The sequence below is a fragment of the Streptomyces sp. NPDC096323 genome (assembly GCF_040302845.1).
In the GTDB taxonomy this organism is placed as follows: domain Bacteria; phylum Actinomycetota; class Actinomycetes; order Streptomycetales; family Streptomycetaceae; genus Streptomyces.
Window position 1 is genome coordinate 687,425 of record NZ_JBEOSI010000002.1, and the last position, 23,153, is coordinate 710,577.

Consider the following 23,153-nt stretch of genomic DNA (forward strand, 5'->3'; position numbering starts at 1 on the left):
GGCAGCTCGGCCCATTCACTCGGATCCTCCTGGGGGAACTTCATGGTTCAGCTCACCTCACGCAGTGCTTCGAAGTCGGCGGAGAGCGTCGAGCAGGCCGGACACTCCGCGGGTGCCGAACGCGCCGAGGACTCCTCCGGCGGCCCGGAAGCGGCCGCCGCCTCCGCCGGCGAGGAGCCCGCCCGCAGAGAAGGACCGCCCGACCGGCTGAGACAGCTGGTCCACCGGACCGACCCGCTCGACGTCTTCCCCACCGGGCTCACCCGGCTCACCGACACCCAGTTCTCGGTGCCGGCCCACTGGCCGCGGTCCCATCGCTTCTTCGCCCCCGTCGACGGCCGCCACCAGGACCCCCTGCTCATAGCGGAGACCATGCGGCAGACGACGATGCTGATCGCCCACGCCCAGTTCGGGGTGCCGGTCGGCGACGCGTTCGTGATGTGGGAGCTGAGGTACACCACCGCGTCCGAACGGCTCGAACTGGGCGAGGACCTCTGGGACATCACGGTGGACGTTTCCTGCTCCCGGATCCGCCGCCGGGGCCGGAGCCTGGGCTCCATGCATCTCGAACTCCTCCTGCACCGCCGCGGCACCGTGCTCGCCACCGGGGGCGGCCGGATCAGCTGCACCTCCGCCGGGGCGTACCAGCGGCTGCGCGGTCACCGCAGTGCCGTGTTCGACACCCCGATACCCCTCCTGCCCGCCGTCGCACCGCGCACGGTCGGCAGGACCTCCGAGAACGACGTCGTCCTTTCGCCCGGCACGGCCCCGGGCACGTGGCTGCTGCGGCTCGACACCCGGCACACGACACTCTTCGGCCGCCCCAACGACCACGTTCCGGGCATCCTGCTGCTGGAAGCGGCCCGGCAGGCCGCGCACGCCGCCACCGGTTCGGTGTTCCTGCCGACGGAGATGCAGGCCGACTTCCTCCAGTACGTGGAGCTGGACCGCCCCTGCCACATCGAGGCCACCGTGCTCCCGGCCGGCGCCGGCTCGCCCGCCGGAGTGTTCGTACGTGCCGTTCAGGACGGCGAACCGGCCTTCACCTGCACCCTCCGCTCGCCGGGCCCGGCCGGGCCCGGCGAAGTCAGAACGGACGTCTCATGACCCCCCGCATCCTCGTCACGGGCGCGACCGGCTTCATCGGCAGCCGGGTGGCCGCCGCCGCCCGCGCGACGCCGGGGGTCCGGCTGCGGCTGATGACCCACCGCACCGCGCTCGACGCACCGGCGGACGGGCCCGGCCACGAGAGCGTCCACGGGGATCTCGCCGACCCGGAGTCGCTGCGCGGCAGTTGCGAGGGCGTCGACGCCGTCATCCACTGCGCCTCCCTGATCGGCTCCGACGAGCAGACCGCCCGAATCGTCAACGACCACGGAACCCGTGCGCTGGTCGACGAGGCCGTACGCAGCGGAGTCGGCCGGATCGTCCAGCTGAGCACCGCCTCCGTCTACGGCCGCGGCCCCTTCACCGGACTGCTGCCGGGCACGGCCGAGCCCGCACCCGCCTCCGCCACCAGCCTGACCCGGGTCGCCGCCGAGCAGCACGTCCTGGCGGCCGGCGGGGCCGTCCTGCGCCCGCACATCGTGCACGGCCCGGGGGACCGGTGGGCGATCCCCGGCCTGGTCGCCCTGCTGCGGTACCTGTCGGCGGCGCCGGCCGGCTGCGACGCCCGTCATTCACTGATCGACGTGGAGACGCTGGGCCGCGCCCTGCTCGGGGCGGCGCTCGCCCCGAAGCCGCCGTCCGGCGTCTACCACGTCAACCACCCCGAACCGGTGACCTGTTCGGACTTGCTCTCCGCGGTGCTCGGCGAACTCCGGCTGCCCTGGGCCGGAACGGAGATCGGCCTGGACGAGGCCCGCAGCCGGCTGGCCGGAGTCCCGTACGCCACACACCACTTCGAGATGCTGACCCTCGACCACTGGTTCGCCGACGACCGCGTCGAGCGGGAATTCGGCTGCGCCCCGGGCCCGGACTTCCGGACGTCATTCGCGGCGCACGCCCCCTGGTACCGGGAGTTCCTCAGCCGCTGAGGCCGGCCCTCACGCGCCCGCCGGGTCCGGGTCCGGGATGCGCGTCCCCGTCCCGCTGACCCGCACCCGCGGGTCCCCCGCCCGCAGGGTGACGGTCAGCGTGCCGGGGCGGCCCATGTCCTCACCCTGGTGCAGGGTCAGCGCGGCGGTCTCCGGGACCAGGGACAGGGTGCGCAGGTACGCACCGAAGGCGGCCGCCGCCGCGCCCGTCGCCGGGTCCTCGACCACTCCGCCGACAGGGAACGGGTCGCGGACGTGGAAGACGGTGTCCGAGGCGCGCCACACCAGCTGGAGCGTGGTGAGGTCCAGCCGGTGCATCAGCGCTTCGAGACGCGCGAAGTCGTAGGAGAGCCCGGCCAGTCGCTCCCGGGTCGCGGCGGCCAGCACCAGGTGCCGGGCGCCCGCGTAGGCGATCCTGGGCGGCAGGGCCGGGTCGAGGTCGGCGGCCGGCCAGTCCAGGGCGGCCAGCGCTTCGGCGACGTCCTCGGGAGCGATGTCCGCGAGGTGCGGCTCCACGCTGGTGAGGGTCGCCCGCAGTTCGGCCCCCTCGCGGACGACGGTGACCGGCACCGCGCCCGCCGCGGTCGCGAACTCCAGGTCCCCGGGGCCGTCCCGGTGGGCGAGGGCCAGCGCCGTGGCGACGGTGGCGTGACCGCAGAACGGGACCTCGGCCTTCGGGCTGAAGTAGCGGATCGCGTAACCGCGCGTACCGGGCTCCGAGGCCTCGGTCCGGCCGGTCAGGAACGCCGACTCGCTGTAGCCGAGTTCGGCCGCGACGGCGAGCATGTCCGCCTCGTCCATACCGGAGGCGTCCAGCACGACGCCGGCCGGATTCCCGCCCGCCGGGTCGGCGGAGAAGGCTGTGTAGCGCAGGACAGCGGTCCCGGAAAGATCAGTCATGCCCAGCACAACTCCGCCGCGGCCCGGGCCATTCCCCGATGATCCCGCCCGCTCCGGCGGCTGCCAGGCCCGGCCGCCCAGCCCCCTCCGGCCGCCGTCAGCCCCGGCCCACGTACGGCATCGCCGTCGCCATCACCGTGGCGAACTGGACGTTCGCCTCCAGCGGCAGCTCCGCCATGTGGACCACCGTCCGCCCCACGTCCGCGGCCGCCATCACCGGCTCCACGGCCAGTTCACCGTTGGCCTGCGGGGTGCCCGTTCGCATCCGTTCGGTCATCTCGGTCGCGGCGTTGCCGATGTCGATCTGCCCGCAGGCGATCCGGTACGGGCGGCCGTCCAGCGACAGCGACTTCGTCAGACCGGTCATCGCGTGCTTGGTCGCCGTGTAGGCGATGGAGTGCGGGCGCGGCGCATGGGCGGAGACCGAGCCGTTGTTGATGATGCGCCCGCCCTGCGGGTCCTGCTCCTTCATCTGCCGGTACGCCGCCTGCGCGCACAGGAACGCCCCCGTCAGGTTCACGTCGACCACCGCGCGCCAGTCGTCGTAGGCCAGATCCTCGACGGGTACGGCGGGCGGCCCGAACGTGCCCGCGTTGTTGAAGAGCAGATCGAGGCGGCCGAAGCACTCCCGTACGGAGGAGAACAGGGCGTTCACGTCGTCCGGGCGCGACACATCGGCGGGGACGGTGATCACCCGGGCGTCCGGCCCGGCCAGCGCCGCGGTCTCGGTGAGCGGCTCGGGGCGGCGGCCCGCGAGCGCCACCGACCAGCCGGCACCGGTCAGTGCCAGAGCCACCGCGCGGCCGATACCCGAGCCCGCGCCCGTGACCACGGCCGTCCTCGTCGCGGAATTCAACAGTTTGTTGCTCATGGTGCGGCAGCGTACGCCCCGGAGGTCCTCGCCGTCCTCGTCGGCCGGTTCGCGTCCCCGAGGGGGTGATTCCCGGTGCGGCACCGGCGATTCCCCGCGGATCGCGCCGGAAGTTGATGATCATGATTTTGCCGCGTACGCGGAGTTTGCCCCTGGGGATCCATTCCTGCCGCATTCCTCATCCAGGCGACGCCCGTGCGACGTGAGCACGCCAACCCCTGGATGCGCCGGCCCGGTGGACTTCCCCCGACATCACCAGTCACCAGTCACCAGTCAGGGGAGGGACAGATGACGCACTCAGCGCACCAGCAGGAGCTGCGCGAGGCGGCCCGGAACACCGGCCGCCGCCGCTTTCTCACCGTCACCGGAGCCGCCGCCGCACTCGCGTTCTCCGTAGGCCTGCCGGCCGCGGGAGCGGCGAGCGCCGCCGAGCTCGACGCCCGGCGCATCGGCGAGGACCCGTTCACCCTCGGCGTCGCCTCCGGTGACCCGCTGCCCGAATCCGTCCTCCTGTGGACGAGGCTCGCGCCCCGCCCGTTCGAGCCCGACAGCGGACTGCCCGCCGCCCGGATCCAGGTGGGCTGGGAGCTGGCCCGCGACGAGCGCTTCCAGCGCGTCGTGCGCCGGGGCACCGCCACCGCGCACCCGGAGTTCCACCACAGCGTCCACGTGGAGGTCAAGGGCCTCGCCCCGGACCGCGTCCTGTACTACCGCTTCCGCACCGGACAGTGGACCAGCCCCGTCGGCCGCACCCGCACCGCGCCCGCCCCCGGCGCCCACAAGCGCGAACTGAGCCTGGCGGCCGTCTCCTGCCAGGCGTACCACGACGGCTACTTCACCGCGTACAAGCACCTCGCGCAGGAGGACGTCGACGTCGTCTTCCACCTCGGCGACTACCTCTACGAGTACGCCGTCACCGCGACCGGCGGAGCCCGCAACTACACCGACCGCACCCTGCCCGCCCTCTTCAACCGGGAGACGACCACCCTCGAGGACTACCGGCTGCGGTACGCCCTCTACAAGTCCGACCCCGATCTGCGCGCCGCCCACGCCGCGCACCCCTTCGTCGTCACCTGGGACGACCACGAGACCGAGAACAACTACGCGGGCGACACCCCCGAGAACAGCGTGCCGCCCGAGGAGTTCCTGATCCGCCGGGCCGCCGCCTACCGCGCGTACTGGGAGAACCAGCCGCTGCGCACCCCGCAGCGGCCCGAGGGCCCGGACATGAAGCTCTACCGGCGCCTGCAGTTCGGCCGGCTCGCCCAGTTCGACATCCTGGACACCCGCCAGTACCGCAGCGACCAGGCGTACGGCGACGGCTGGCAGACCCCCGGCCCCGAGTCCGAGGACCCCTCGCGCACCCTGACGGGCGCCGCCCAGGAACGCTGGCTGATCGACGGCTGGCGCCACTCGAAGGCCACCTGGAACGTCGTCCCGCAGCAGGTCACCTTCGCCCGGCGGCGCGACGTCCCCACCGACGCGTACAAGCTGTCCATGGACTCCTGGGACGGCTACCCGGCCTCCCGGGACCGCGTCCTGAAGGGCGCCGAGGCCACCGGGGTGGACAACCTCATGGTGCTGACCGGTGACGTGCACGTCGGCTACGCCTTCGACCTGAAGCGGGACTTCGACGACCCCGCCTCCCGTACCGTCGGCACCGAGATCGTCGCCACCTCCATCGCGAGCGGCAAGAACGGCTCCGAGAAGCCGGCCAACTGGGCCACCGTCACGACCGCCAACCCGCACATGAAGTTCTACAACGGGCGTCGCGGATACGCCCTCGTCACGCTCCAGGAGCGCCAGGCCCGCGCCGACTACCGCACGGTGCCGGCCGTCACCACGCCCGGCGCCCCCGTGACGACGGCCGCCTCGTTCGTCACGGAGGTGGGCAACCAGGGCCTGACCCCGGCCTGATCCCGCCCGGACGTCAAGGCCTCAGGACGCCAGGCCGTCCACGGGATAGCGGACGCCGATGCGCTCACGTACCGCGTCGAGCGTCCGCATCACCGCGAGCGAACCGTCCAGCGGCACCAGCGGCGACTCCGTCTCGCCCGCCAGGACCGCGCGCATCACCTCGGCCGCCTCGAACTGCATCCCCGTCAGACCCTGCGGCCCCGGACCGGAGCTGATCTCCTCCGGCTCCTCGCCCGCCCGGTGCAGCACGAAGCTCTGCGGAGAGAAGAAGCCCTGCGGGAAGTCGATCCGGCCGGCCGTTCCGATGATCGTGGCGGCCGTCGGGTGGTGCCCGACGAGCGAGCAGGACAGCAGGGCGTTCGCGCCCGACTCCCAGCTCAGCAGCATGCCGGTGTTCAGGTCGACGCCCTCCGGCGACAGCAGCGCGTCGGCCAGCACCCGGTCCGGCTCGCCCAGCACCAGGTGCGCGAACGACACCGGGTAGACCCCGAGGTCCAGCAGCGCCCCGCCGCCCAGCGCGGGGTCGCGCAGCCGGTGCCCGGCGTCCAGGTCACCCGCGAAACCGAAGTCGGCCTGCACGGTACGGACTTCGCCGATCGCCCCGTCCCGTACCAGCTCCGTCATCCGCCGGATGACCGGGTTGAGGTACGTCCACATCGCTTCCATCAGGAAGAGACCGCGGTCCCGGGCGAGCTTCACGAGCTCCCGGGCCTCGCGCTCGTTGATCGTGAACGCCTTCTCGCACAGCACGTGCTTCCCGGCCTCCAGGGCGAGGGCGGTGGCCTCCCGGTGCGCGGAGTGCGGAGTGGCCACGTACACCACGTCGACCTCCTCGTCGGCGACGAGCGCCGCCCAGCTCCCGTACGCCCGCGGTATCCCGAACCGATCGGCGAACGCCTGCGCCGACGCGTCCGTACGGGAGGCCACGGCCACCACCTCCGCACCGGGCATCGCCTGCAGGTCAGCGGTGAAAGTCGCCGCGATCCCACCAGTCGCCAGCACGCCCCAACGGACAGTCCTGCTCATGCACGCTCCCACAAAAGGTGTCGACCATTCCGGCTGAGCTGAGAGCATAGAGGCGGATTCAACAATAATGGAGATGAGAATGCCGGAGAGCGGCGTCAGCCGAGCCCAGCAGATACCCACGCCCGACACCGGGGCCGGACTTCCCGTCAAGCCCGCCCCCCTTGCCCCCGGCCCCGCCGTCACCGCCCGGCGCACCGGACTCCTCGTCACCCTGGTCCTCGGCGGACTGACCGCGGTGCCGCCGCTGTCCATGGACATGTACCTCCCGGCGCTCCCCGCCGTCACCGACTCGCTGCACGCGTCCGCGACCACGGTCCAGCTCACCCTGACCGCCTGCCTCACCGGCATGGCGCTCGGCCAGGTCGTCGTCGGCCCGATGAGCGACCGCTGGGGCAGGCGCCGCCCGCTGCTCCTCGGGATGATCGTCTACGTACTCGCCACCGCGATCTGCGTCTTCGCCCCGACCGCCGAACTCCTCATCGGCTTCCGGCTCCTGCAGGGCCTCGCGGGCGCCGCCGGCATCGTCATCGCCCGGGCCGTCGTGCGCGACCTGTACGACGGCGACAACATGGCCAGGTTCTTCTCGACGCTGATGCTGATCTCCGGCGTCGCCCCCGTCGTCGCCCCCGTCATCGGCGGACAGGTCCTGCGGATCACCGACTGGCGGGGCATCTTCGCCGTCCTCACCGTCATCGGCGTCCTGCTCACCCTCGTCGTCTGGAAGTGGCTGCACGAGACGCTGCCGCCCGAGGAGCGCCACACCGGCGGCATCGGCGACGCGCTGCGCACCATGCGCGGACTGCTCGCCGACCGGGTCTTCAGCGGCTACATGATCTCGGGCAGCCTCGCCTTCGCCGCGCTCTTCGCGTACGTGAGCGCCTCTCCGTTCGTCGTCCAGGAGATTTACGGCGCCTCGCCGCAGACGTTCAGCCTGCTCTTCGGCATCAACTCGGTCGGGCTGATCACCGTCGGCCAGATCAACGGCAAGATCCTCGTCGGCCGGGTCAGCCTCGACAAGGCGCTCGGCTTCGGGCTCGCCGTCATCGTGCTGGCCGCGACGGCGCTGCTGCTGATGACGTCCGGTGTCTTCGGAGACGTCGGGCTCGTGCCGGTGGCGACCGGCCTGTTCGTGCTGATGTCGGCGATGGGCCTGGCGATGCCGAACACGAACACGCAGGCGCTGATGCGTACCAAGCACGCCGCCGGTTCCGCCTCCGCACTGCTCGGCACCTCGCAGTTCATGATCGGCGCCGTGGCCTCGCCGCTCGTCGGGATCGCCGGGGAGGCGACGGCCGTGCCGATGGCCGTGGTGCAGCTGGTGTGCGCGGCCGGCGCGATGGTGTGCTTCCTGGGGATGTGCCGGCCCTGGCAGCAGGCCGGTGACCGGTCGGCCGGTCCGTCCCCGTCCGCAGGTCAGTCCGCCCGCGGGTAGCCGATCAGGTGCAGCCGGTCCTTGTCGTCGGACCAGCGGAACAGTCCGACCCCCTCGGCGGCCTCCGCGCCGGGCATCCGCACATTCGGCGACAGCATCTGCGTCGACCCCGTCGAGACGTCGGCCTCGACGGGGAAGCCGCCCCCGGCCAGCGCGTCCGCCGCGTTGCGCACGCTCGTCGCCCCGTACGCCGTTCCGCTGTCGGTCACGGATGCCAGGGCGAGGGTCCTGGACCCCTCGGTGTCCTCGAAGCAGAAGCCCTTGCCGGCCTCCAGATCGAACGCGAGGTTCCCGGCCACCAGATAGCCGCCGGACGGTGAGACCACCGCCTGCGGGTACTGGCCCGGGGCGATCGCCGGCTTGTGGCACTGGACGGAGACGAGGGCCTTGCCCGTCTCCGTGTCGTGCACGGTCCACAGATCGTGGGTCGCGGCAAGCTTCGAGCCCTTGGCGAGCTGCCACTTCGCCAGCAGCACGCCGGGGGCCACGGACGTCGGGACGCCGCTCTGCCGGTCGGCGCCCCTGGGCGCCACGTTCCGGCTGAACCAGCCGCCCTGCACCCAGAACTCCCGTACCCCGCTCACCAGCAGGCCCTTCGACGTCAGCCCGCGCACCTCCGTGAACTGCTTGCAGGACCCGCAGCCCTTGGGGTACTTCAGCGCCTTGGCGGGGACCTTGGTGATCCTGCCGGTCGCCGGGTCCACCACCACGCTCGTCGTCCCGCCGTCGCCGATCACGATGCCGGGGCCGGTGGCGGTGACGGCCGGCGCCGTGGCCCACGGCACCTCGACGCGCTGCCGGCCGCCGTCCTCCACGGTGTACACGTCGAGGGAGACGATCCGGTCGGCGGGCGCCGGGGCGTTCTCGCCGACCTTCCCGTACGACCAGGTCACGAAGTACTCCTGGTCGTCCGTGGAGACGGTGAGCAGCCTCGGGAAGTGCATCGCGGCCGGCGGGCGCCAGGCGTCCCCGCTCCAGCCGGCCCGCCCGGTCTCGGAGTCGATGGTCCGCAGCCGGTACTCGCCCTCGGCCGTCCGCACCAGATAGGCGAGCCGCCCCGTCGTCCGGGAGAGCGCGTAGTCGGGAGAGGTGTCGACGAGCTCCCAGCCGCGCCGGGTCGTGTACGCGGGCGGGACGGTCAGCTGAGTCGCCGGGCCCGTGCTCTTCCTCACCGGCTTCTTCGGCGGGGCGGCGTCCTTCTTGCCGCCGCCGCAGGTCGCGAGCAGGAGCAGCAGGGCCAGTACCAGCACCCCGCCGACCAGAGCCAGGCGCACGATCCTCTGCCGCGTGGACCCGCCGCCGGCCGGAGCCAGGCGCGCGAACTTCAGTCTCATGGTCCCCCCGGTGAGCCGTGCCCCGTCCCCGCGCCGGTCAGCGTAGCAACTGGTGCGGGTGGCTTCGCCGTTCGGTTCCGTCGCCGTTCTGTCCCGGTTCCGCACGGAGCCCGGCCGTGCCCGTGAGGGAGCCCGGGCCGTGCGCGTCCGCCTACAATTCCTCGGTGAACGCCACCCTCCCCACCGCGGAAGCCCTGCGCGCGGCCCTGGCCGGACTCCTCGACGGGCTGCCGCCCAAGCAGGCCGCCCAGGCCGTCGACCGGCTCATCGCCAACTACCGGGGAACCACTCCCACCGACACCCCGCTGCTCCGCGACCGCTCGGACGTCGCCGCGTACGCCGCGTACCGGATGCCCGCGACCTTCGAGGCGGTACGATCCGCCCTCGACGCCCTGCGCGACGCCGCCCCCGACTGGGCGCCGGCCAAGCACACCGACGTCGGCGGCGGCACCGGCGCGGCGAGCTGGGCGGTCGCCGGGGCCTGGGACGGGCCGCGGACCACCGTCCTGGACTGGGCCGAGCCGGCCCTGGAGCTGGGCCGTGAACTGGCCGGGCTCTCCAGCCTGCCGGGACTGCGCGCCGCCCAGTGGCAGCGCGCCCGGATCGGCAAGGACCTCGCTCTGGACGCCACCGACCTGGTGACCGTCTCGTATGTGCTGGGCGAGCTCACGCCCGAGGCCCGCACCGCTCTCGTCGACACCGCGGCCGGTGCGGCGCAGGCCGTCGTGGTCGTCGAGCCCGGTACGCCCGACGGCTACGCGCGCGTCATCGATGCCCGGGACCGGCTGATCGCCGCCGGCCTCACCGTCGCCGCGCCCTGCCCGCACAGCGACGCGTGCCCCATCGAGCCGGGCACGGACTGGTGCCACTTCTCGGCCCGGGTCAGCCGCTCCTCGCTGCACCGGAAGGTGAAGGGCGGCTCACTGGCGTACGAGGACGAGAAATTCAGCTACGTCGTCGCCACCCGCTTCACCCCCCGGCCCGTGGAGGCGCGGGTCACGCGCCGGCCGCAGATCCGCAAGGGCCAGGTGCTGCTGGAGCTGTGCACCCGGGACGAGGCGCTGCGGCGCGCCACGGTCACCAAGCGGCACGGCGAGCTGTACCGCGCCGCCCGGGACACCGACTGGGGCGACGCCTGGCCGCCGCCCCCGCAGGACGACGCGCCCTAAGCCCGCAGCTCCTGCGTGCAGCACTTCACGCTGCCGCCGCCCTTGAGCAGCTCGCCGAGGTCCATCGGCACCGGTTCGAAGCCGCGCTCGTGCAGTGGATCGAACAGGCCCGTGGCGGCCTGCGGCAGCAGGACGTGGAGCCCGTCGCTCACCGCGTTCAGCCCGAGCGCGGCGGCGTCCGCCTCGTCGGCGATCAGCGCGTCCGGGAAGAGCCGCGCCAGCACGGCCCGGCTGCCCGGTGAGAAGGCGCCCGGGTAGTACATGATCTCGCCGGCCGCTTCGTCGAGGACGGTCAGCGCCGTGTCCAGGTGGTAGTAGCGCGGATCGACCAGATCCAGGCCGATCACCGGGCGCCCGAAGAACTCCTGCGCCTCGCCGTGCGAGAGCGGGCTGGACCGGAAGCCGCGCCCCGCCAGGACGTACGAGGAAGTGACCGCGAAGTCGCCCTCGCCCTCGTTGACGTGGACGGGCTCCTGGATCTCGGTGAAGCCGTGGCCGCGGAACCAGTCGCGGTGGGCGGCCGCCTCCGGGAACCGTTCCTGGTACGCGAACCTGGCCCCCAGGACCCGGCCGTCGACGACGGTGGCTCCGTTGGCGGCGAAGACCATGTCCGGCAGGTCGGGGTCGGGTGTGAGCAGCTCGACGGTGTGGCCGAAGGCACGGTAGCGGCCCAGCAGGTCCTCCCACTGGGTCTGCGCCAGCGGGAGGTCGACGGGTTTGGTGGGATCCATCCACGGGTTGATGGAATACGTCACCTTGAAGTGCGTCGGGGCGCACATCAGGTAGCGGCGAGGTGTGGCTTCACGAGGCAACGAGGGCTCCTCACGAATCGTCGCGGCGGTGTTGGTGGCCGCTGCGGCCGGTGCGTCGCACGGGTGTGTGCGTGAGCCCATGGTGCGCCGCTCGGGGCTCCGGGCACAGTGGACCGATCGGGTGGTTCCGTACAGCTGTGTGACGTAGGGCCGGCCCGTCGCCCCTGAGGGTGGCGGACACCCCCTTCCGGGCCTCCGATCACCTCACATTCATCCGCCATTTCCTGGCAATCAGTGTGATAACGGACACGACGGGTCATCGGTCACCGTACCCCGCTTCAGGACTCTGGCCACCCGAAGCGCAGGATGGTGGGACCATGGGCAGGGGCAACGCTTGAGGTAAGGGGATAGATGGGCACCGATTTCAGCCGTGCTCGCGGCTCAGAGAGCAGGTTTTCCCACTGGCTGCGCCGACGGCCCAAACCGCAGCAGGGCGATGCCGGCACCGCGCGAGTGGAGCTGCTCGTGGCCGTCGCCGAGGCCGGGATGCCGATCGCGCCCGCCGCCCACCCGGTCGGCTACCGATGTTCGTGCGAACGCGTCGGCTGTCCCACCCCCGCCCGGCATCCCCTCTCCTTCGCCTGGCAGACGCAGTCCACGACCGACCGCGCCCAGATCGAGCGCTGGGCCCGCAGCCAGCCGCAGGCCAACTTCATCACGGCGACCGGACTGATCCACGACGTCCTCGACGTCCCGCTGTCGGCCGGCACGCAGGCGCTGGAGCGGCTCCTCGCCGCCGGGATCGACGTCGGCCCGGTGGCCACGTCCGGCGACGACCGGATGCTCTTCTTCACCGCGACGCGCGGTACGCCGGAGGACGAGGACGAATGGTGGCCGTGCGAGCTGGACTGCCACCCCGAGACGATGGACGAGCACCCGGGGCTGCGGTGGCACTGCCGGGGCAGCTATGTGCTGCTGCCGCCGGCCAAGCTCCCCGGTGAGCTGGACGTCAGCTGGGTGCGCGGCCCGGAGAATCCGCTGCCCGACCCGCTGACCCTGCTGGAGACCCTGACGGACGCGTGTGCGCGGTTCGTGGGCTCCGCGGAGCAGAGCGACGTCGACCACGAGTCGGTGGCCTGGCCGCTGAGCAGGTAACCGGGGCCAGGGCCCCGGACCGGCCGCCCTCGGCCGGGAGACCGCCGGACGGCCCCGCAGGGCGGACCGAAGCCCTCAGGAGCCCTTCGCCGCTATCAGCCCCGGCACGCGGTTCAGCATGATCACCTTGCCTGTGCCGGCGCCCTTCTTCGGCACGTACACCAGCTGGCCGGAGACCCGCTCCTTCGTGAGCGTGCTCCGCACCTCGCCCGTCATCAGCGCCGCGACGTCCTGGGAAACCGTCGGTCGCAGCCCCTCCGCCGCGGTCTGCTGCTCGAAGTGCTTGCTGCTGAAGAAGACGAGCGCGCCGCCGTCGGCCGTCTCCAGTCCGAGCGGGCCGAACGCCCCGCTGTTCAGCGGCTGGTCGATGTACTGGTACGAGAACCCGGCCCGCCGGGTGTTCAGGCGCGTGTTGCGCCAGAGCGAGGTGGACGTTCCGGGGGCGAACACGTCCGGCGTGCCCTTCTGCAGGTACTGCGTGTACCGGGTGCCCAAGTCCTGCGGAGCCACCGCCAGTCCGGCGCTGTCCGCGGCCACCGGTGCGGCCCGCCCCTCGCCGTCCTTCGCGAAGTCGGGGAGCTGGGCCGGGGCCACGACCGACAGATAGGCGGCCTTCCACCCCGCGTCGGGACCCGGCTTGACGAACGCGAACAGCCAGCGGGTGTCCTGCTTCCCACTGTCCTGATCACGGTTGGAGTCCGTGTCCGCGACGAACCACCGCGGCCAGCCGGCCTTCTTCGGGATGACGTAGTGCGTGTCGGTCAGTTCCAGCGGCTGGTGGTTCGCGTTGCCGTTCGGATTGTTCTTCTGCCGGGCCCGTAGACCCGCCTGGTTGATCGCGCCCAGCGCACCGGTGACCCGGTCCGCGTCCAGCGCGGGATCGTAGGCCTTGTCCGCCGCGTTGTACGCGGCGGCGAAGTCCGCCAGGGCCCGCGCGGCCTCAGCCCGCGTCGCCGCCGGGACGACTTCCAGCTCGCCGTGCACCGTCACGCACCCGCTCGCCGTCATGCTCAGCATCGTCACTGCCGCGAGCACCGTCGCCGGCCGAACCGGCCTCAGGCTTCTCATCCGTTGCTTTCCGCGCCTTCTGATCCGTCGCCCCCACCGCAGGGCCCTCTGACCGTCCGAACCCTACCGGGGCGAGGAACAGCGCGAGGGTGGGGATCAGATACAGCGCCCACACCGTGATCTGCAGAACGGTCGGATCGGGCTGGAAGTTGAACGTCCCCTTCAGCAGCGTGCCGTACCAGCTGTCCGGCGGAATCGTGTCGCTGATGTCGAACGCCCGGTTCCGCAGGCCGCCGAGGAACTCTGCCTCCTGCAGGTCATGGACGCCGTACGCGAGCACACCCGCCGCGACGACCACCAGCATGCCGCCGGTCCAGGTGAAGAACTTCGCCAGGTTGATCCTCAACGCGCCCCGGTAGAACAGCCAGCCCAGCACCACGGCCGTGAGGATGCCGAGCAGGGCGCCGATCATCGGGTGCCAGCCGTCGTCCGCCGCGTGCACCGCGCGCCAGACGAACAGTGAGGTCTCCAGACCCTCACGGCCCACCGCCAGCAGCGCCGTGGCGACCAGGGCGCCGGTGCCCATCGCGAGCGCCGCGTCGAGCTTGCCGTGCAGCTCCGCCTTGAGATGCCGCGCGGTGCGCCGCATCCAGAAGACCATCCAGGTCACCAGACCGACCGAGAGGATCGACAGCGAACCGCCCAGAGCCTCCTGGGCCTTGAACGTCATCTCCTGTGAACCGAATTCGAGACCGGCGCCGAAGGCCAGGCTGACGACGACCGCGATGGAGACCCCGGTCCAGATCGGCAGCAGCTTGTGCCGGTTGCCGGTCTTCACCAGGTACGCGATGAGAATGCAGACGACCAGGCTGGCCTCGAGGCCCTCGCGCAGGCCGATCAGGAAGTTGCTGAACACGTTTCGGTTCCCTTTCCGCTTCGAGTCCCGTTACGAGAACAGCGCCCGGCCCCACCAGTCGTCCTTGTCACGGACGCCCGGCGGGACGGCGAAATGCGCCGAACCCACGTGCTGGATGTACTCGTTGAGTGCGTCGTGTGCCGCCAGGCGCCGCTGCAGCGGAATGAACGCCTTGCGGGTGTCGCGCTGGTACGCGAGGAAGAACAGCCCGGCGTCGAGCCGGCCCAGGCCGTCCGTCCCGTCGGTGAAGGAGTAGCCGCGCCGCAGGATCGTAGCCCCGTCGTTGGTGTCGGGGTGCGCGAGCCGTACGTGCGCGGTCGGCAGCATCGCCTTCAGGAACGGCTCGTCCCGCTCCTTGGCCTTGCCGACCGGGGCGCCCTCGCCCTTGTCGCGGCCGAAGACGTCCTCCTGCTCCTGGAGTCCGGTCCGGTCCCAGGTCTCGATGTGCATCCGGATGCGCCGGGCCACCAGGTACGACCCCCCGGCCATCCAGCCGGGACCGTCCTTCGCGCCGGCCCACACATGCTGGTCGAGGGCGGTGGTGTCGGTGCCGGAGATGTTCCGGGTGCCGTCCTTGAAGCCCATCATGTTGCGCGGGGTCTGGGCGTCGGGCGTCGTCGAGGAGGTCTTGCCGAAGCCCAGCTGCGACCAGCGGATCGCGGTGCGGCCCATGCCGATCCTGGCGAGGTTGCGGATGGCGTGCACCGCCACCTGCGGGTCGTCCGCACACGCCTGGACGCACAGGTCGCCGCCGCTGCGGGCCTTGTCGAGGTTGTCGCCCGGGAACTTCGGCAGGTCGACGAGCGCCTCGGGGCGCCGGTCCTCCAGACCGAACCGCCCCTTGGCGAACAGCGAGGGGCCGAAGCCGATCGTCAGCGTCAGCCGGGACGGCTTGAGGCCCAGGGCCTCGCCGGTGTCGTCCGGCGGGGCCTCGGGCAGGCCCCCGTAGGCGCCGTCGCCGACCGCGTGACCGGCCGTCATCCGTTCGGCCGCCCGGGTCCACTCCTTGAGCAGCGCGATCAGCTCCGCCCGGTCCTTCGTCGTCACGTCGAACGCCGCGAAGTGCAGCCGGTCCTGGACCGCGGTGGCGATGCCGGCCTGGTGCGCACCGTGGAACGGCACCGCCGCACCGCTGTCCGCGGCCGTCACGGCGGTGTCCCCGGGACGCACCGCGGCCACGGCACCGCCGGCCGCCACCGCGCCGAGCGCGAGCCCGGCGCCGCCCCAGCCGAGCAGAGCCCGCCTCGAGGGGGCGCCGCCCGGGCTCCCGGCGTCGTCGTCGGACGTCTGGCGGTTCTGCTCGGACATGACAGGAGTCCCTTTCCGGCCGGTTACTTCGTCACCGCGGCGGCGAGCCGCGACAGGGGCTCGGCCAGCGCGTTGACCGCGTCCGACAGCTCCTTGCGGTCCGCCTTGCCGACCTTCTCGTACGACGTGAACACGTAGGAGCTCTTGTCCGTGCGGTACTTGTCCAGCAGCGTGTTCAGCGCCGCGAACTGCTTGTCCAGGGTGGAGGTCAGCGCCGCGTCGTTCTTCGTGGCGATCGGCTTGAGCAGCGCGTAGGACTTCTCCGCCCCCTCGACGTTGGCCTTGAAGTCGACCAGGTCGGTGTGGCTGTAGCGCTCCTCCTCACCGGTGACCTTGCCGGTCGCGACCTCGTCGAGGAGCTCCTTGGCGCCGTTGGCCATCGAGGTCGGGGTGATGTCCGCCGTACCGACCCGCTTCTGCCAGTCGAGCAGGTCCTTGTACAGGGTGGGCGCCAGCGCCTTCTCCTCGGCGCCCAGCTTCTTGTCCTGCCACAGCGCCTTCTCCAGACGGTGCCAGCCGGTCCACTTCTGGCCGTCCTCCAGGCCGTCCTCGCGGACGTCGACCTTCGGGTCGATGTCGCCGAAGGACTCCGCGACCGGCTCGGTGCGCTCCCAGCCGATACGGGAGTCGGCGTAGGCCTTCTTCGCGGCCTCGATGTCACCGGCGGCGACGGCGTCCGTGAAGACCTTGACCTTCGGCAGCGTCTCGTCGGCCTGAGCCTGGACGTAGGTGCGGTAGGCGGCGACGGCCTTGTCCATCTCCGGGCTGCGCTTGGCCGCCTTGCCGCCGCTGACCTCGATCTTCTGCCGGATGCCGTGGCCCTTCATGCCGGGCTTGCAGGCGATCTCGTACGAACCGGCCTTGATCTCGGCGGTGATGGTGGCCTTGGTGCCCGGGCCGATGTTCTCGCGCTCGGCGACGATGCGGTCGTCCGGGAACAGGACGTAGACCTCGGTGACCTTGGAGCCCTTGTTCTCCACGGCCAGCTCGACGTGCCCGGCCGGCAGCTTCGTCTTCGAGACGTCACAGGAGTCGTCCTTGGCGACGACCTGAACGGCCCCCTCGCCCTTGCCGTCGCTCTTCTCGGCGCAGCCCGTGACAGCGGTCAGGGCGGCCACGGTGGCGGCAGCGGTGACGACGGAGAAACGAACGGCTCGCATGCGGGCTCCACTTGAGAACGAAGGATGAAGAGAGAAAGGGCCGGGCAAAGCCGGGTGAGGCGGACCTAACTTAACCGAGGCTTACCTAGCTCGTACCCACCCATGCAGTGATTCAGCTCTCACTGCGGACGCACAGGAACGGAAGGATCACAGCCGACCCATGAGCGAGCCCGTAACAGGTCAAGCGATGGTCAAGAGAGCCTGCCGGCCGGTCCCGGTGCTTGAATGCGCTCGTGAACGACTACGAAGACGTACCCGCCGGCGTCGATGTCCTGCGCGTGTTCTGCGGCCCCGACGGCCGTCACGGCAACGCCCTCGGCGTCGTACGCGAAGGGCATCACTACCCCGACGAGGACTCCCGGCAGGCGCTCGCCCGGAAGCTCGGCTTCAGCGAGACCGTGTTCGTGGACGACCCCGAGCGCGGCCATCTGGACATCTACACCCCGGGTCTCCGCCTGCCGTTCGCCGGGCATCCCGTGGTCGGCGCCGCCTGGCTGCTCGATCTGGAGATCCTGCAACTGGGGGTGGGGGAGGTCTTCGCCCGTCAGGACGGGGAGTTCAGCTGGATCGCGGCCCGCCCCGAGTGGGCGCCGCCGCGCACGCTTCAGCAGTACGGCACGGCCGCCGAGGTCGAGGCGCTGCCCGCCCCGCCGCCCGGTGAGGGCTGGCTCTACGCCTGGGCGTGGGAGGACGAGGCCGCGGGGCGGGTGCGGGCGCGGGCGTTTCCGCGCAGGGACGATGGCATCGCGGAGGACGAGGCGACCGGGGCGGCGGCGCTGCTGCTCAGTGCTCAGCTGGGCCGGGCGCTGAACATCACGCAGGGCTGCGGCTCCCAGATCCTCACGGCGCCCGCGCCGGACGGCTCGGTGGAGATCGGCGGCCGGGTGGTGCTGGCCTTCCACGGGTAGCCCGAACGGCCGCCTCTTCCCGGGGCGGCCGTTTTCCCGTCGGACGGGGCGGCGGGACTACGGAAGCGTCAGGATGTCCGCGCCCGTCTCCGTCACCACGAGCGTGTGCTCGAACTGCGCGGTGCGCTTGCGGTCCTTCGTGACCACGGTCCAGCCGTCGTCCCACATGTCGTAGTCGTGGGACCCGAGCGTCAGCATCGGCTCGATCGTGAACGTCATCCCGGGCTGCATCACGGTGGTGGCGTGCGGGCTGTCGTAGTGGGGGATGATCAGCCCGGAGTGGAACGAGGAGTTGATCCCGTGCCCCGTGAAGTCCCGCACCACCCCGTACCCGAAGCGCTTCGCGTACGACTCGATGACCCGGCCGATGACGTTGACCTGGCGGCCCGGCCGCACCGCCTTGATCGCCCGGTTCAGCGACTCCTCGGTGCGCTCGACGAGCAGCCGCGACTCCTCGTCCACGTCACCGCAGAGGTAGGTGGCGTTGTTGTCGCCGTGCACCCCGTTGATGTACGCGGTCACGTCGAGGTTCACGATGTCGCCGTCGCGCAGCACGGTGGAGTCCGGGATGCCGTGGCAGATCACCTCGTTGAGCGAGGTGCACAGCGACTTGGGGAAGCCCCGGTACCCCAGCGTCGACGGGTACGCGCCGTGGTCGCACATGAACTCATGGGCGACCCGGTCGAGTTCGTCCGTCGTGACACCCGGGGCGATGTGCTTCGCGGCCTCGGCCATGGCCTGGGCGGCGATGCGTCCCGCGATGCGCATGCGCTCGACGGTGTCGGCGTCCTGGACCTCCGGGCCGCTGTACGGCGTCGGGGCGGGCTTGCCCACATACTCGGGGCGCCGGATGCTTCCGGGCACGGAACGGACGGGAGTGAGCTCCCCTGGTACAAGCAGCGACTGGCCAGACATGCCAGCGAGTCTAACCAGCCTGTCTGGGGCAGCATGGCCGAGAGGAAAGGAGCCGGTGATGGCCCTGTTCAAGAAGCGCACGGTCGGCAAGCCGGGCGAGTGGTTCTACTGCCTGGAGCACAAGAAGGTCGAGGAGGGCCCCGAGTGCCCGGCCAAGGACCGCTTCGGTCCGTACGCCTCCCGCCAGGAGGCGCAGCACGCCATGGAGACCGCGCAGGAGCGGAATCTGGAGTGGGAGACCGACCCCAAGTGGCACGACCGCCCGGACCCGGACGAGAACACGGGCGGCTGAGGGCGGCTGAGGGCGGCCGAGGGCGGGGGTCCGGGGCCGCGCGCCCCGGACTCGGCCCGTCTCCCCGGCTCAGCCCGCCGGAGCGACCGCCCGCAGAGCCTCCTCGCTCTGCGCCCGCCTGCGCAGCGCGTCCTCGTCCGTGTCGGAGTCGTACGTGAGGAGCTTCGGCAGCGCCGCGGCCAGCAGCGCCACCGAGGCGACACAGGCCACACCCCCGGTCCAGACCGCCGACCGGGTCCCCGTCCACCCCGCCATGCCGCCGGCCCGCACCTGGCCCAGCTGCGGGCCGACGCTGTACGACAGCACCTCGATGCCCGCCAGCCGGCCCCGCAGCTCCTCCGGGATCGTCTGGTTCCAGATGGTGGAGCGGCCGAGGCCACTGAGCATGTCGCCCGCTCCGGCGACCGCCAGGCAGACCAGCACCAGCCACACGTTGCCGAACCAGCCGGCCGCCGCGATGGCCAGCCCCCAGACGGCCGCACCGCACACCACGAACAGCCCGTGCCGGCGCACCCGCGAGGTCCAGCCGCTGGTCAGCCCGAGGACGAGCGACCCGACCGACCCGGCCGCATACATCAGTCCCAGCGACCATTCGGCGTCGAGCTCGTCGGCGAGGAACGGGAAGATCGTGTTCGGGAACGCGAAGAACATCGCCGCCATGTCGATCGCGTACGTCCCGAGCAGCACCGGGCGGCTCCACGCGTAATGCGCGCCTTCCGCGATGCCCCGCAGTGACGGCTTCGTCCCCTTCTCCGCGGGCGGCGCCGGCGCGAGCCTGCGGCAGAGCAGGACGGAGACGGCGAACGTGACCACCGTGACCGCGTACGCGGTGGTGTGACCGGCGTACGCCACCACCAGGCCCGCCAGCGCCGGGCCCATGATGGCGCCGGCCTGCCAGCGCAGTGAGTTCAGCGCGGCGGCGGCGCCCAGCTGCTCGTGCGGCACGATGCGGGCCATCAGCGAGTCCAGCGCGGGCCGCTGGAGCCCCGCGAGCGCGGACACGCCGCCGGCCACCGCATAGAGCGGCCACAGCATCGGATCGGGCAGGGCCGCGTTCACCAGGAGGACGAGCGCGAGCAGGCCCAGCCCCGCCTCGGTGCCCAGGATGACCTTGCGGCGGTCCACGGCGTCGGCGAGCGCACCGCCGTACAGCCCGAACACGACCAGGGGCACCAGCTCGACCGCGCCCATCGCCCCGACGGCGAGCGGGGACCCGGTGAGGTCCTTGATCTGGAGGGGCAGTGCGACGAGCGCCATGAAACTGCCGAAGTAGGTGACGATCCCCTGCACCCACAGCAGGCGGAAGTCCGCCGAGGAGCGCCATGGCGAGAGATCGGGGAGCAGCGCGGCCAGCCTGGCGGCGAGGGAGGGGCGAGAGGTCACGAGGAGACATGGTCTGTTCCGGTGCACGCCCGGTGCAAACAGATTTCGGACAGGGGCGCTGTGCCGACCGCGCCGCCGCTCACCACCGCGCCGGCGGCGGCGCGGTCAGCTGGTCGGCGAGCCGGGACAGCCGGTCCCGGAACCGCCGCCGACCGCGCCGCACCGGCGCGCCGTTCTCCCCCGCCGCCGCGCTGACCAGGTGCTGGACCGTGTCCAGGTCCACATCGTCGCCACCCGTCACGGACAGCGCCTCATGGGCGAGACCTCGCACCTCCGGATCACCGTTGTCCAGGGAGAGGACCGTCGCCCCGGCCCGGCGGGCGTCGTGCACCCGCTCCAGCAGCCCCTCGCCCGGCTGCTCCGGCACCACCACGAGCAGCGTCTCGCCCCGCCCGGCCGCCTCGATCCGGCCGAGCCCCACCGCCAGGTGTGCCGGGTCGCCCGGCTCCACCCGGTGGCGCACCAGGGTCGGCGTCAGCTCCGGCAGCCCCGACCAGGCGGACTCGTCGACCAGATGGGCCGCCAGGTGCCAGGGCTCGTACACCTCGGTCCCCACCAGCAGCAGCCCGCCGCCGTGCGGCACGACGGACGAGCGCAGCGTCCCGGCGAACTGCCGGGCGGCCGTCGGCCACCGGGTCCCGGCCAGCACCTCACGCAGCAGCGCCACTCGTACGGCATCCATGGCCCGGCATCATGCACGACACCGGGAACCCGCACCGGCGAACGGGGCAGAACCATCCGTACGAGGCCCCGCGTGCGGCCCCGTCCCCTCCCCGTACCTGGCAGTAGTGTCGGGGCCATGACTACGAATGACAGCGGCAGCGCCCCCAAGCCCCCCGCCAAGGACCCCTGGGACCTCCCCGACGTGTCCGGGCTGACCATCGGCGTCCTCGGCGGCACCGGGCCGCAGGGCCGCGGACTCGCCTACCGGTTCGCCCGCGCCGGACAGTCCGTGATCATCGGCTCCCGTGCGGCGGACCGCGCACAGACCGCCGCCGACGAGCTGGGACACGGCGTGCGCGGGGCGGACAACGCCGCCTGCGCGCGCGACAGCGACGTCGTGATCGTCGCCGTGCCGTGGGAGGGGCACGCCAAGACCCTGGAGTCCCTGCGCGACGAACTCGCCGGCAAGCTCGTCATCGACTGCGTCAACCCGCTCGGCTTCGACAAGAAGGGCGCCTACGCCCTGAAGCCCGAGGAGGGCAGCGCCGCCGAGCAGGCCGCCGCCCTGCTGCCGGAGTCCCGCGTCACCGCGGCCTTCCACCACCTCTCGGCGGTCCTGCTCCAGGACGAGTCGATCGAGGAGATCGACACCGACGTCCTGGTGCTGGGCGAGGCCCGCGCCGACACGGACACCGTCCAGGCGCTGGCCGGCCGCATCCCGGGGATGCGCGGCATCTTCGCGGGCCGGCTGCGCAACGCCCACCAGGTCGAGTCGCTCGTCGCCAACCTGATCTCGGTCAACCGCCGCTACAAGGCACACGCCGGATTGCGTACCACCGACGTCTGAGCCGTCGCCTCGGCCGACGTCCGAGCCGACGGCTGCCGTCGGCGCACGGCACACCCTGATCCCGGCCGGCGGGGTCATGGGGGACACTGGACGGGACCGCGCACCATCCCCCGACAGGAGCCACCCCCATGCCCCGCCTCGCTCTCTACGCCATCGCCCTCTGCGTCCTCGCCGTCGCAGCGGCCGTGATCTCCTTCGTACAGGGCAGCTGGCTCCTCGGCGTCGTCTGGGTGCTGCTCGTAGGGCTCTCGTCGAACATGGCCTGGTACTACGTACGCCGTCAGCGCATCGCGAACACCCAGGCGTAGGCGCCGGGCCCCTACCCGTTCACCGCACAGACCGGATTCGGCGTCTGCCAGAACCGGTAGGCGTCCAGACCGCAGTACGTGTCGAACTCGCTGACGCCCAGCGACCGCAGCAGCGCGTCGACCGCGTCGAAGAACGCCGCGTTCACCTCGGGAACCCACAGCAGCCCGAAGACCGCGATCAGCCCGAACGGTGCGAACGGCTCCACCGAGCGCCGGAACGAGTGCGAGAGCCACGGCTCGATCACCCCGTAACCGTCCAGCCCCGGCACCGGTACGGAGTTCAGGATCGCGGCCGTCACCTGGAGCAGCGCCAGGAAGCCCAGCGCATACCGGAAGGCGGCCGGGACGCCGTCCAGCGCGTCCAGCCAGAACGGCGCGGTGCACACGAGCGCGAACAGGACGTTGGTCAGCGGGCCCGCCGCCGAGATCAGGCTGTGCCGCCAGCGGCCCCGGATCCGGCCCCGCTCGATGAAGACCGCGCCACCGGGCAGGCCGATGCCGCCCATGATCACGAAGAGCACCGGCAGCACGATGCTCAGCAGCGCATGGGTGTATTTCAGCGGGTTCAGCGTCAGATAGCCCTTGGCGCCGATCGAGATGTCACCGCTGTGCAGCGCGGTGCGCGCGTGCGCGTACTCGTGGAGACAGAGCGAGACGATCCACGCCGCGGTGACGAACAGGAACGTGGCGAAACCCGGCTGCTCGGCGAAGTCCGTCCACACCGCCCAGCCGGACACCGCCGTCACGGCGGCGATGCCGAGGAAGACCGGGCTGATCCGCCGGTCGCTACGGTCTGTTGCGGAGGTCATCGGCGGGCTCCTGGTGACTGCGGTGGCTGATGGGAACTCCGAGA

At 71.9% G+C, this 23,153-nt stretch carries 23 protein-coding genes; 10 read left to right on the plus strand and 13 right to left on the minus strand.

All coding sequences use genetic code 11. The features are described from left to right. Window positions 1-42 precede the first annotated feature (42 nt). Together ABTX18_RS07080 and ABTX18_RS07085 are read left to right on the plus strand one after the other, a co-directional pair. The gene (locus tag ABTX18_RS07080) at window positions 43-1,107 is read left to right on the plus strand and encodes a ScbA/BarX family gamma-butyrolactone biosynthesis protein (RefSeq protein WP_352121707.1); all 1,065 of its coding nucleotides are present in this window, start codon (window positions 43-45) and stop codon (window positions 1,105-1,107) included. Next, complete coding sequence (locus ABTX18_RS07085) at window positions 1,104-2,036, plus strand: NAD-dependent epimerase/dehydratase family protein (RefSeq protein ID WP_352121708.1); 933 nt, start codon at window positions 1,104-1,106, stop codon at window positions 2,034-2,036. Before ABTX18_RS07080 ends, ABTX18_RS07085 begins: the two co-directional genes overlap by 4 nt. A 9-nt stretch (window positions 2,037-2,045) precedes the next feature. Here the strand turns inward: ABTX18_RS07085 and ABTX18_RS07090 are convergent, their stop codons facing one another. Together ABTX18_RS07090 and ABTX18_RS07095 are read right to left on the minus strand one after the other, a co-directional pair. Beyond that, window positions 2,046-2,936 (minus strand): PhzF family phenazine biosynthesis protein, encoded by an 891-nt coding sequence (locus ABTX18_RS07090; RefSeq protein ID WP_352121709.1) that lies wholly within the window; start codon window positions 2,934-2,936, stop codon window positions 2,046-2,048. 97 nt (window positions 2,937-3,033) lie between these two features. After that, the gene (locus tag ABTX18_RS07095) at window positions 3,034-3,807 is read right to left on the minus strand and encodes an SDR family oxidoreductase (RefSeq protein WP_352121710.1); all 774 of its coding nucleotides are present in this window, start codon (window positions 3,805-3,807) and stop codon (window positions 3,034-3,036) included. Window positions 3,808-4,095: 288 nt separating this feature from the next. Between ABTX18_RS07095 and ABTX18_RS07100 the strand changes: the two genes are divergently transcribed. After that, on the plus strand, window positions 4,096-5,724 hold the full coding sequence (locus ABTX18_RS07100; protein WP_352121711.1) for an alkaline phosphatase D family protein: 1,629 nt from the start codon (window positions 4,096-4,098) through the stop codon (window positions 5,722-5,724). 21 nt (window positions 5,725-5,745) lie between these two features. On the opposite strand, the gene ABTX18_RS07105 is transcribed toward ABTX18_RS07100, so the two are convergent. After that, entirely contained in the window at window positions 5,746-6,750 is a 1,005-nt protein-coding gene (locus ABTX18_RS07105) for a Gfo/Idh/MocA family protein (protein WP_352121712.1), read from the minus strand. Window positions 6,751-6,829: 79 nt separating this feature from the next. On the opposite strand from ABTX18_RS07105, the gene ABTX18_RS07110 reads away from it, so the two are divergent. Then, a complete protein-coding gene (locus ABTX18_RS07110; protein ID WP_352121866.1) occupies window positions 6,830-8,182 on the plus strand; it encodes a multidrug effflux MFS transporter in 1,353 nt (450 codons plus the stop codon). Here the strand turns inward: ABTX18_RS07110 and ABTX18_RS07115 are convergent. Continuing rightward, a complete protein-coding gene (locus ABTX18_RS07115) occupies window positions 8,164-9,516 on the minus strand; it encodes a hypothetical protein (RefSeq protein WP_352121713.1) in 1,353 nt (450 codons plus the stop codon). The two genes, ABTX18_RS07110 and ABTX18_RS07115, sit on opposite strands and share 19 nt — an antisense overlap. Window positions 9,517-9,680: 164 nt before the next feature. Between ABTX18_RS07115 and ABTX18_RS07120 the strand changes: the two genes are divergently transcribed. Beyond that, window positions 9,681-10,685, plus strand: a complete 1,005-nt coding sequence (locus tag ABTX18_RS07120) for a small ribosomal subunit Rsm22 family protein (protein ID WP_352121714.1) — start codon at window positions 9,681-9,683, stop codon at window positions 10,683-10,685. Here the strand turns inward: ABTX18_RS07120 and ddaH are convergent. Continuing rightward, on the minus strand, window positions 10,682-11,578 hold the full coding sequence (gene ddaH, locus ABTX18_RS07125; protein ID WP_503061103.1) for a dimethylargininase: 897 nt from the start codon (window positions 11,576-11,578) through the stop codon (window positions 10,682-10,684). The genes ABTX18_RS07120 and ddaH overlap by 4 nt on opposite strands. 270 nt (window positions 11,579-11,848) lie before the next feature. Between ddaH and ABTX18_RS07130 the strand changes: the two genes are divergently transcribed. Next, window positions 11,849-12,592, plus strand: a complete 744-nt coding sequence (locus ABTX18_RS07130) for a bifunctional DNA primase/polymerase (RefSeq protein ID WP_352121715.1) — start codon at window positions 11,849-11,851, stop codon at window positions 12,590-12,592. 75 nt (window positions 12,593-12,667) lie between these two features. On the opposite strand, the gene ABTX18_RS07135 is transcribed toward ABTX18_RS07130, so the two are convergent. The 4 genes from ABTX18_RS07135 to efeO are packed head-to-tail and all read right to left on the minus strand — an operon-like array spanning window position 12,668 to window position 16,984. Continuing rightward, window positions 12,668-13,600, minus strand: a complete 933-nt coding sequence (locus ABTX18_RS07135; RefSeq protein WP_352121716.1) for an SCO2278 family lipoprotein — start codon at window positions 13,598-13,600, stop codon at window positions 12,668-12,670. After that, window positions 13,533-14,516: an iron uptake transporter permease EfeU gene (efeU, locus tag ABTX18_RS07140; protein ID WP_352121717.1), complete on the minus strand. Its 984-nt coding sequence runs from the start codon at window positions 14,514-14,516 to the stop codon at window positions 13,533-13,535. Before efeU ends, ABTX18_RS07135 begins: the two co-directional genes overlap by 68 nt. A gap of 30 nt (window positions 14,517-14,546) precedes the next feature. Next, window positions 14,547-15,824 carry an iron uptake transporter deferrochelatase/peroxidase subunit gene (gene efeB, locus ABTX18_RS07145; protein ID WP_352121718.1) on the minus strand — a complete coding sequence of 426 codons (1,278 nt, stop codon included), beginning with the start codon at window positions 15,822-15,824 and terminating at the stop codon, window positions 14,547-14,549. A gap of 23 nt (window positions 15,825-15,847) precedes the next feature. Then, window positions 15,848-16,984 (minus strand): iron uptake system protein EfeO, encoded by a 1,137-nt coding sequence (gene efeO / locus ABTX18_RS07150; RefSeq protein ID WP_352121719.1) that lies wholly within the window; start codon window positions 16,982-16,984, stop codon window positions 15,848-15,850. Between the two features lie 233 nt (window positions 16,985-17,217). Between efeO and ABTX18_RS07155 the strand changes: the two genes are divergently transcribed. Next, window positions 17,218-17,892, plus strand: a complete 675-nt coding sequence (locus tag ABTX18_RS07155) for a PhzF family phenazine biosynthesis protein (protein WP_352121720.1) — start codon at window positions 17,218-17,220, stop codon at window positions 17,890-17,892. A gap of 57 nt (window positions 17,893-17,949) precedes the next feature. Here the strand turns inward: ABTX18_RS07155 and map are convergent, their stop codons facing one another. Continuing rightward, on the minus strand, window positions 17,950-18,807 hold the full coding sequence (gene map / locus ABTX18_RS07160) for a type I methionyl aminopeptidase (RefSeq protein ID WP_352121721.1): 858 nt from the start codon (window positions 18,805-18,807) through the stop codon (window positions 17,950-17,952). Between the two features lie 58 nt (window positions 18,808-18,865). On the opposite strand from map, the gene ABTX18_RS07165 reads away from it, so the two are divergent. After that, on the plus strand, window positions 18,866-19,099 hold the full coding sequence (locus ABTX18_RS07165) for a hypothetical protein (RefSeq protein WP_352121722.1): 234 nt from the start codon (window positions 18,866-18,868) through the stop codon (window positions 19,097-19,099). Between the two features lie 69 nt (window positions 19,100-19,168). On the opposite strand, the gene ABTX18_RS07170 is transcribed toward ABTX18_RS07165, so the two are convergent. Beyond that, window positions 19,169-20,482: an MFS transporter gene (locus ABTX18_RS07170; protein WP_352121723.1), complete on the minus strand. Its 1,314-nt coding sequence runs from the start codon at window positions 20,480-20,482 to the stop codon at window positions 19,169-19,171. Window positions 20,483-20,561: 79 nt separating this feature from the next. Next, complete coding sequence (locus tag ABTX18_RS07175) at window positions 20,562-21,164, minus strand: hypothetical protein (protein WP_352121724.1); 603 nt, start codon at window positions 21,162-21,164, stop codon at window positions 20,562-20,564. Between the two features lie 117 nt (window positions 21,165-21,281). Here ABTX18_RS07175 and npdG point away from each other — a divergent pair, with 117 nt between their 5' ends. Next, on the plus strand, window positions 21,282-21,992 hold the full coding sequence (gene npdG, locus ABTX18_RS07180; protein ID WP_352121725.1) for an NADPH-dependent F420 reductase: 711 nt from the start codon (window positions 21,282-21,284) through the stop codon (window positions 21,990-21,992). A 128-nt stretch (window positions 21,993-22,120) separates the two neighbouring features. After that, window positions 22,121-22,300 carry a hypothetical protein gene (locus tag ABTX18_RS07185; RefSeq protein ID WP_352121726.1) on the plus strand — a complete coding sequence of 60 codons (180 nt, stop codon included), beginning with the start codon at window positions 22,121-22,123 and terminating at the stop codon, window positions 22,298-22,300. Window positions 22,301-22,311: 11 nt separating this feature from the next. Here ABTX18_RS07185 and ABTX18_RS07190 read toward each other — a convergent pair whose 3' ends face one another. After that, window positions 22,312-23,109 carry a site-2 protease family protein gene (locus ABTX18_RS07190; RefSeq protein ID WP_352121727.1) on the minus strand — a complete coding sequence of 266 codons (798 nt, stop codon included), beginning with the start codon at window positions 23,107-23,109 and terminating at the stop codon, window positions 22,312-22,314. Window positions 23,110-23,153: the final 44 nt, after the last annotated feature.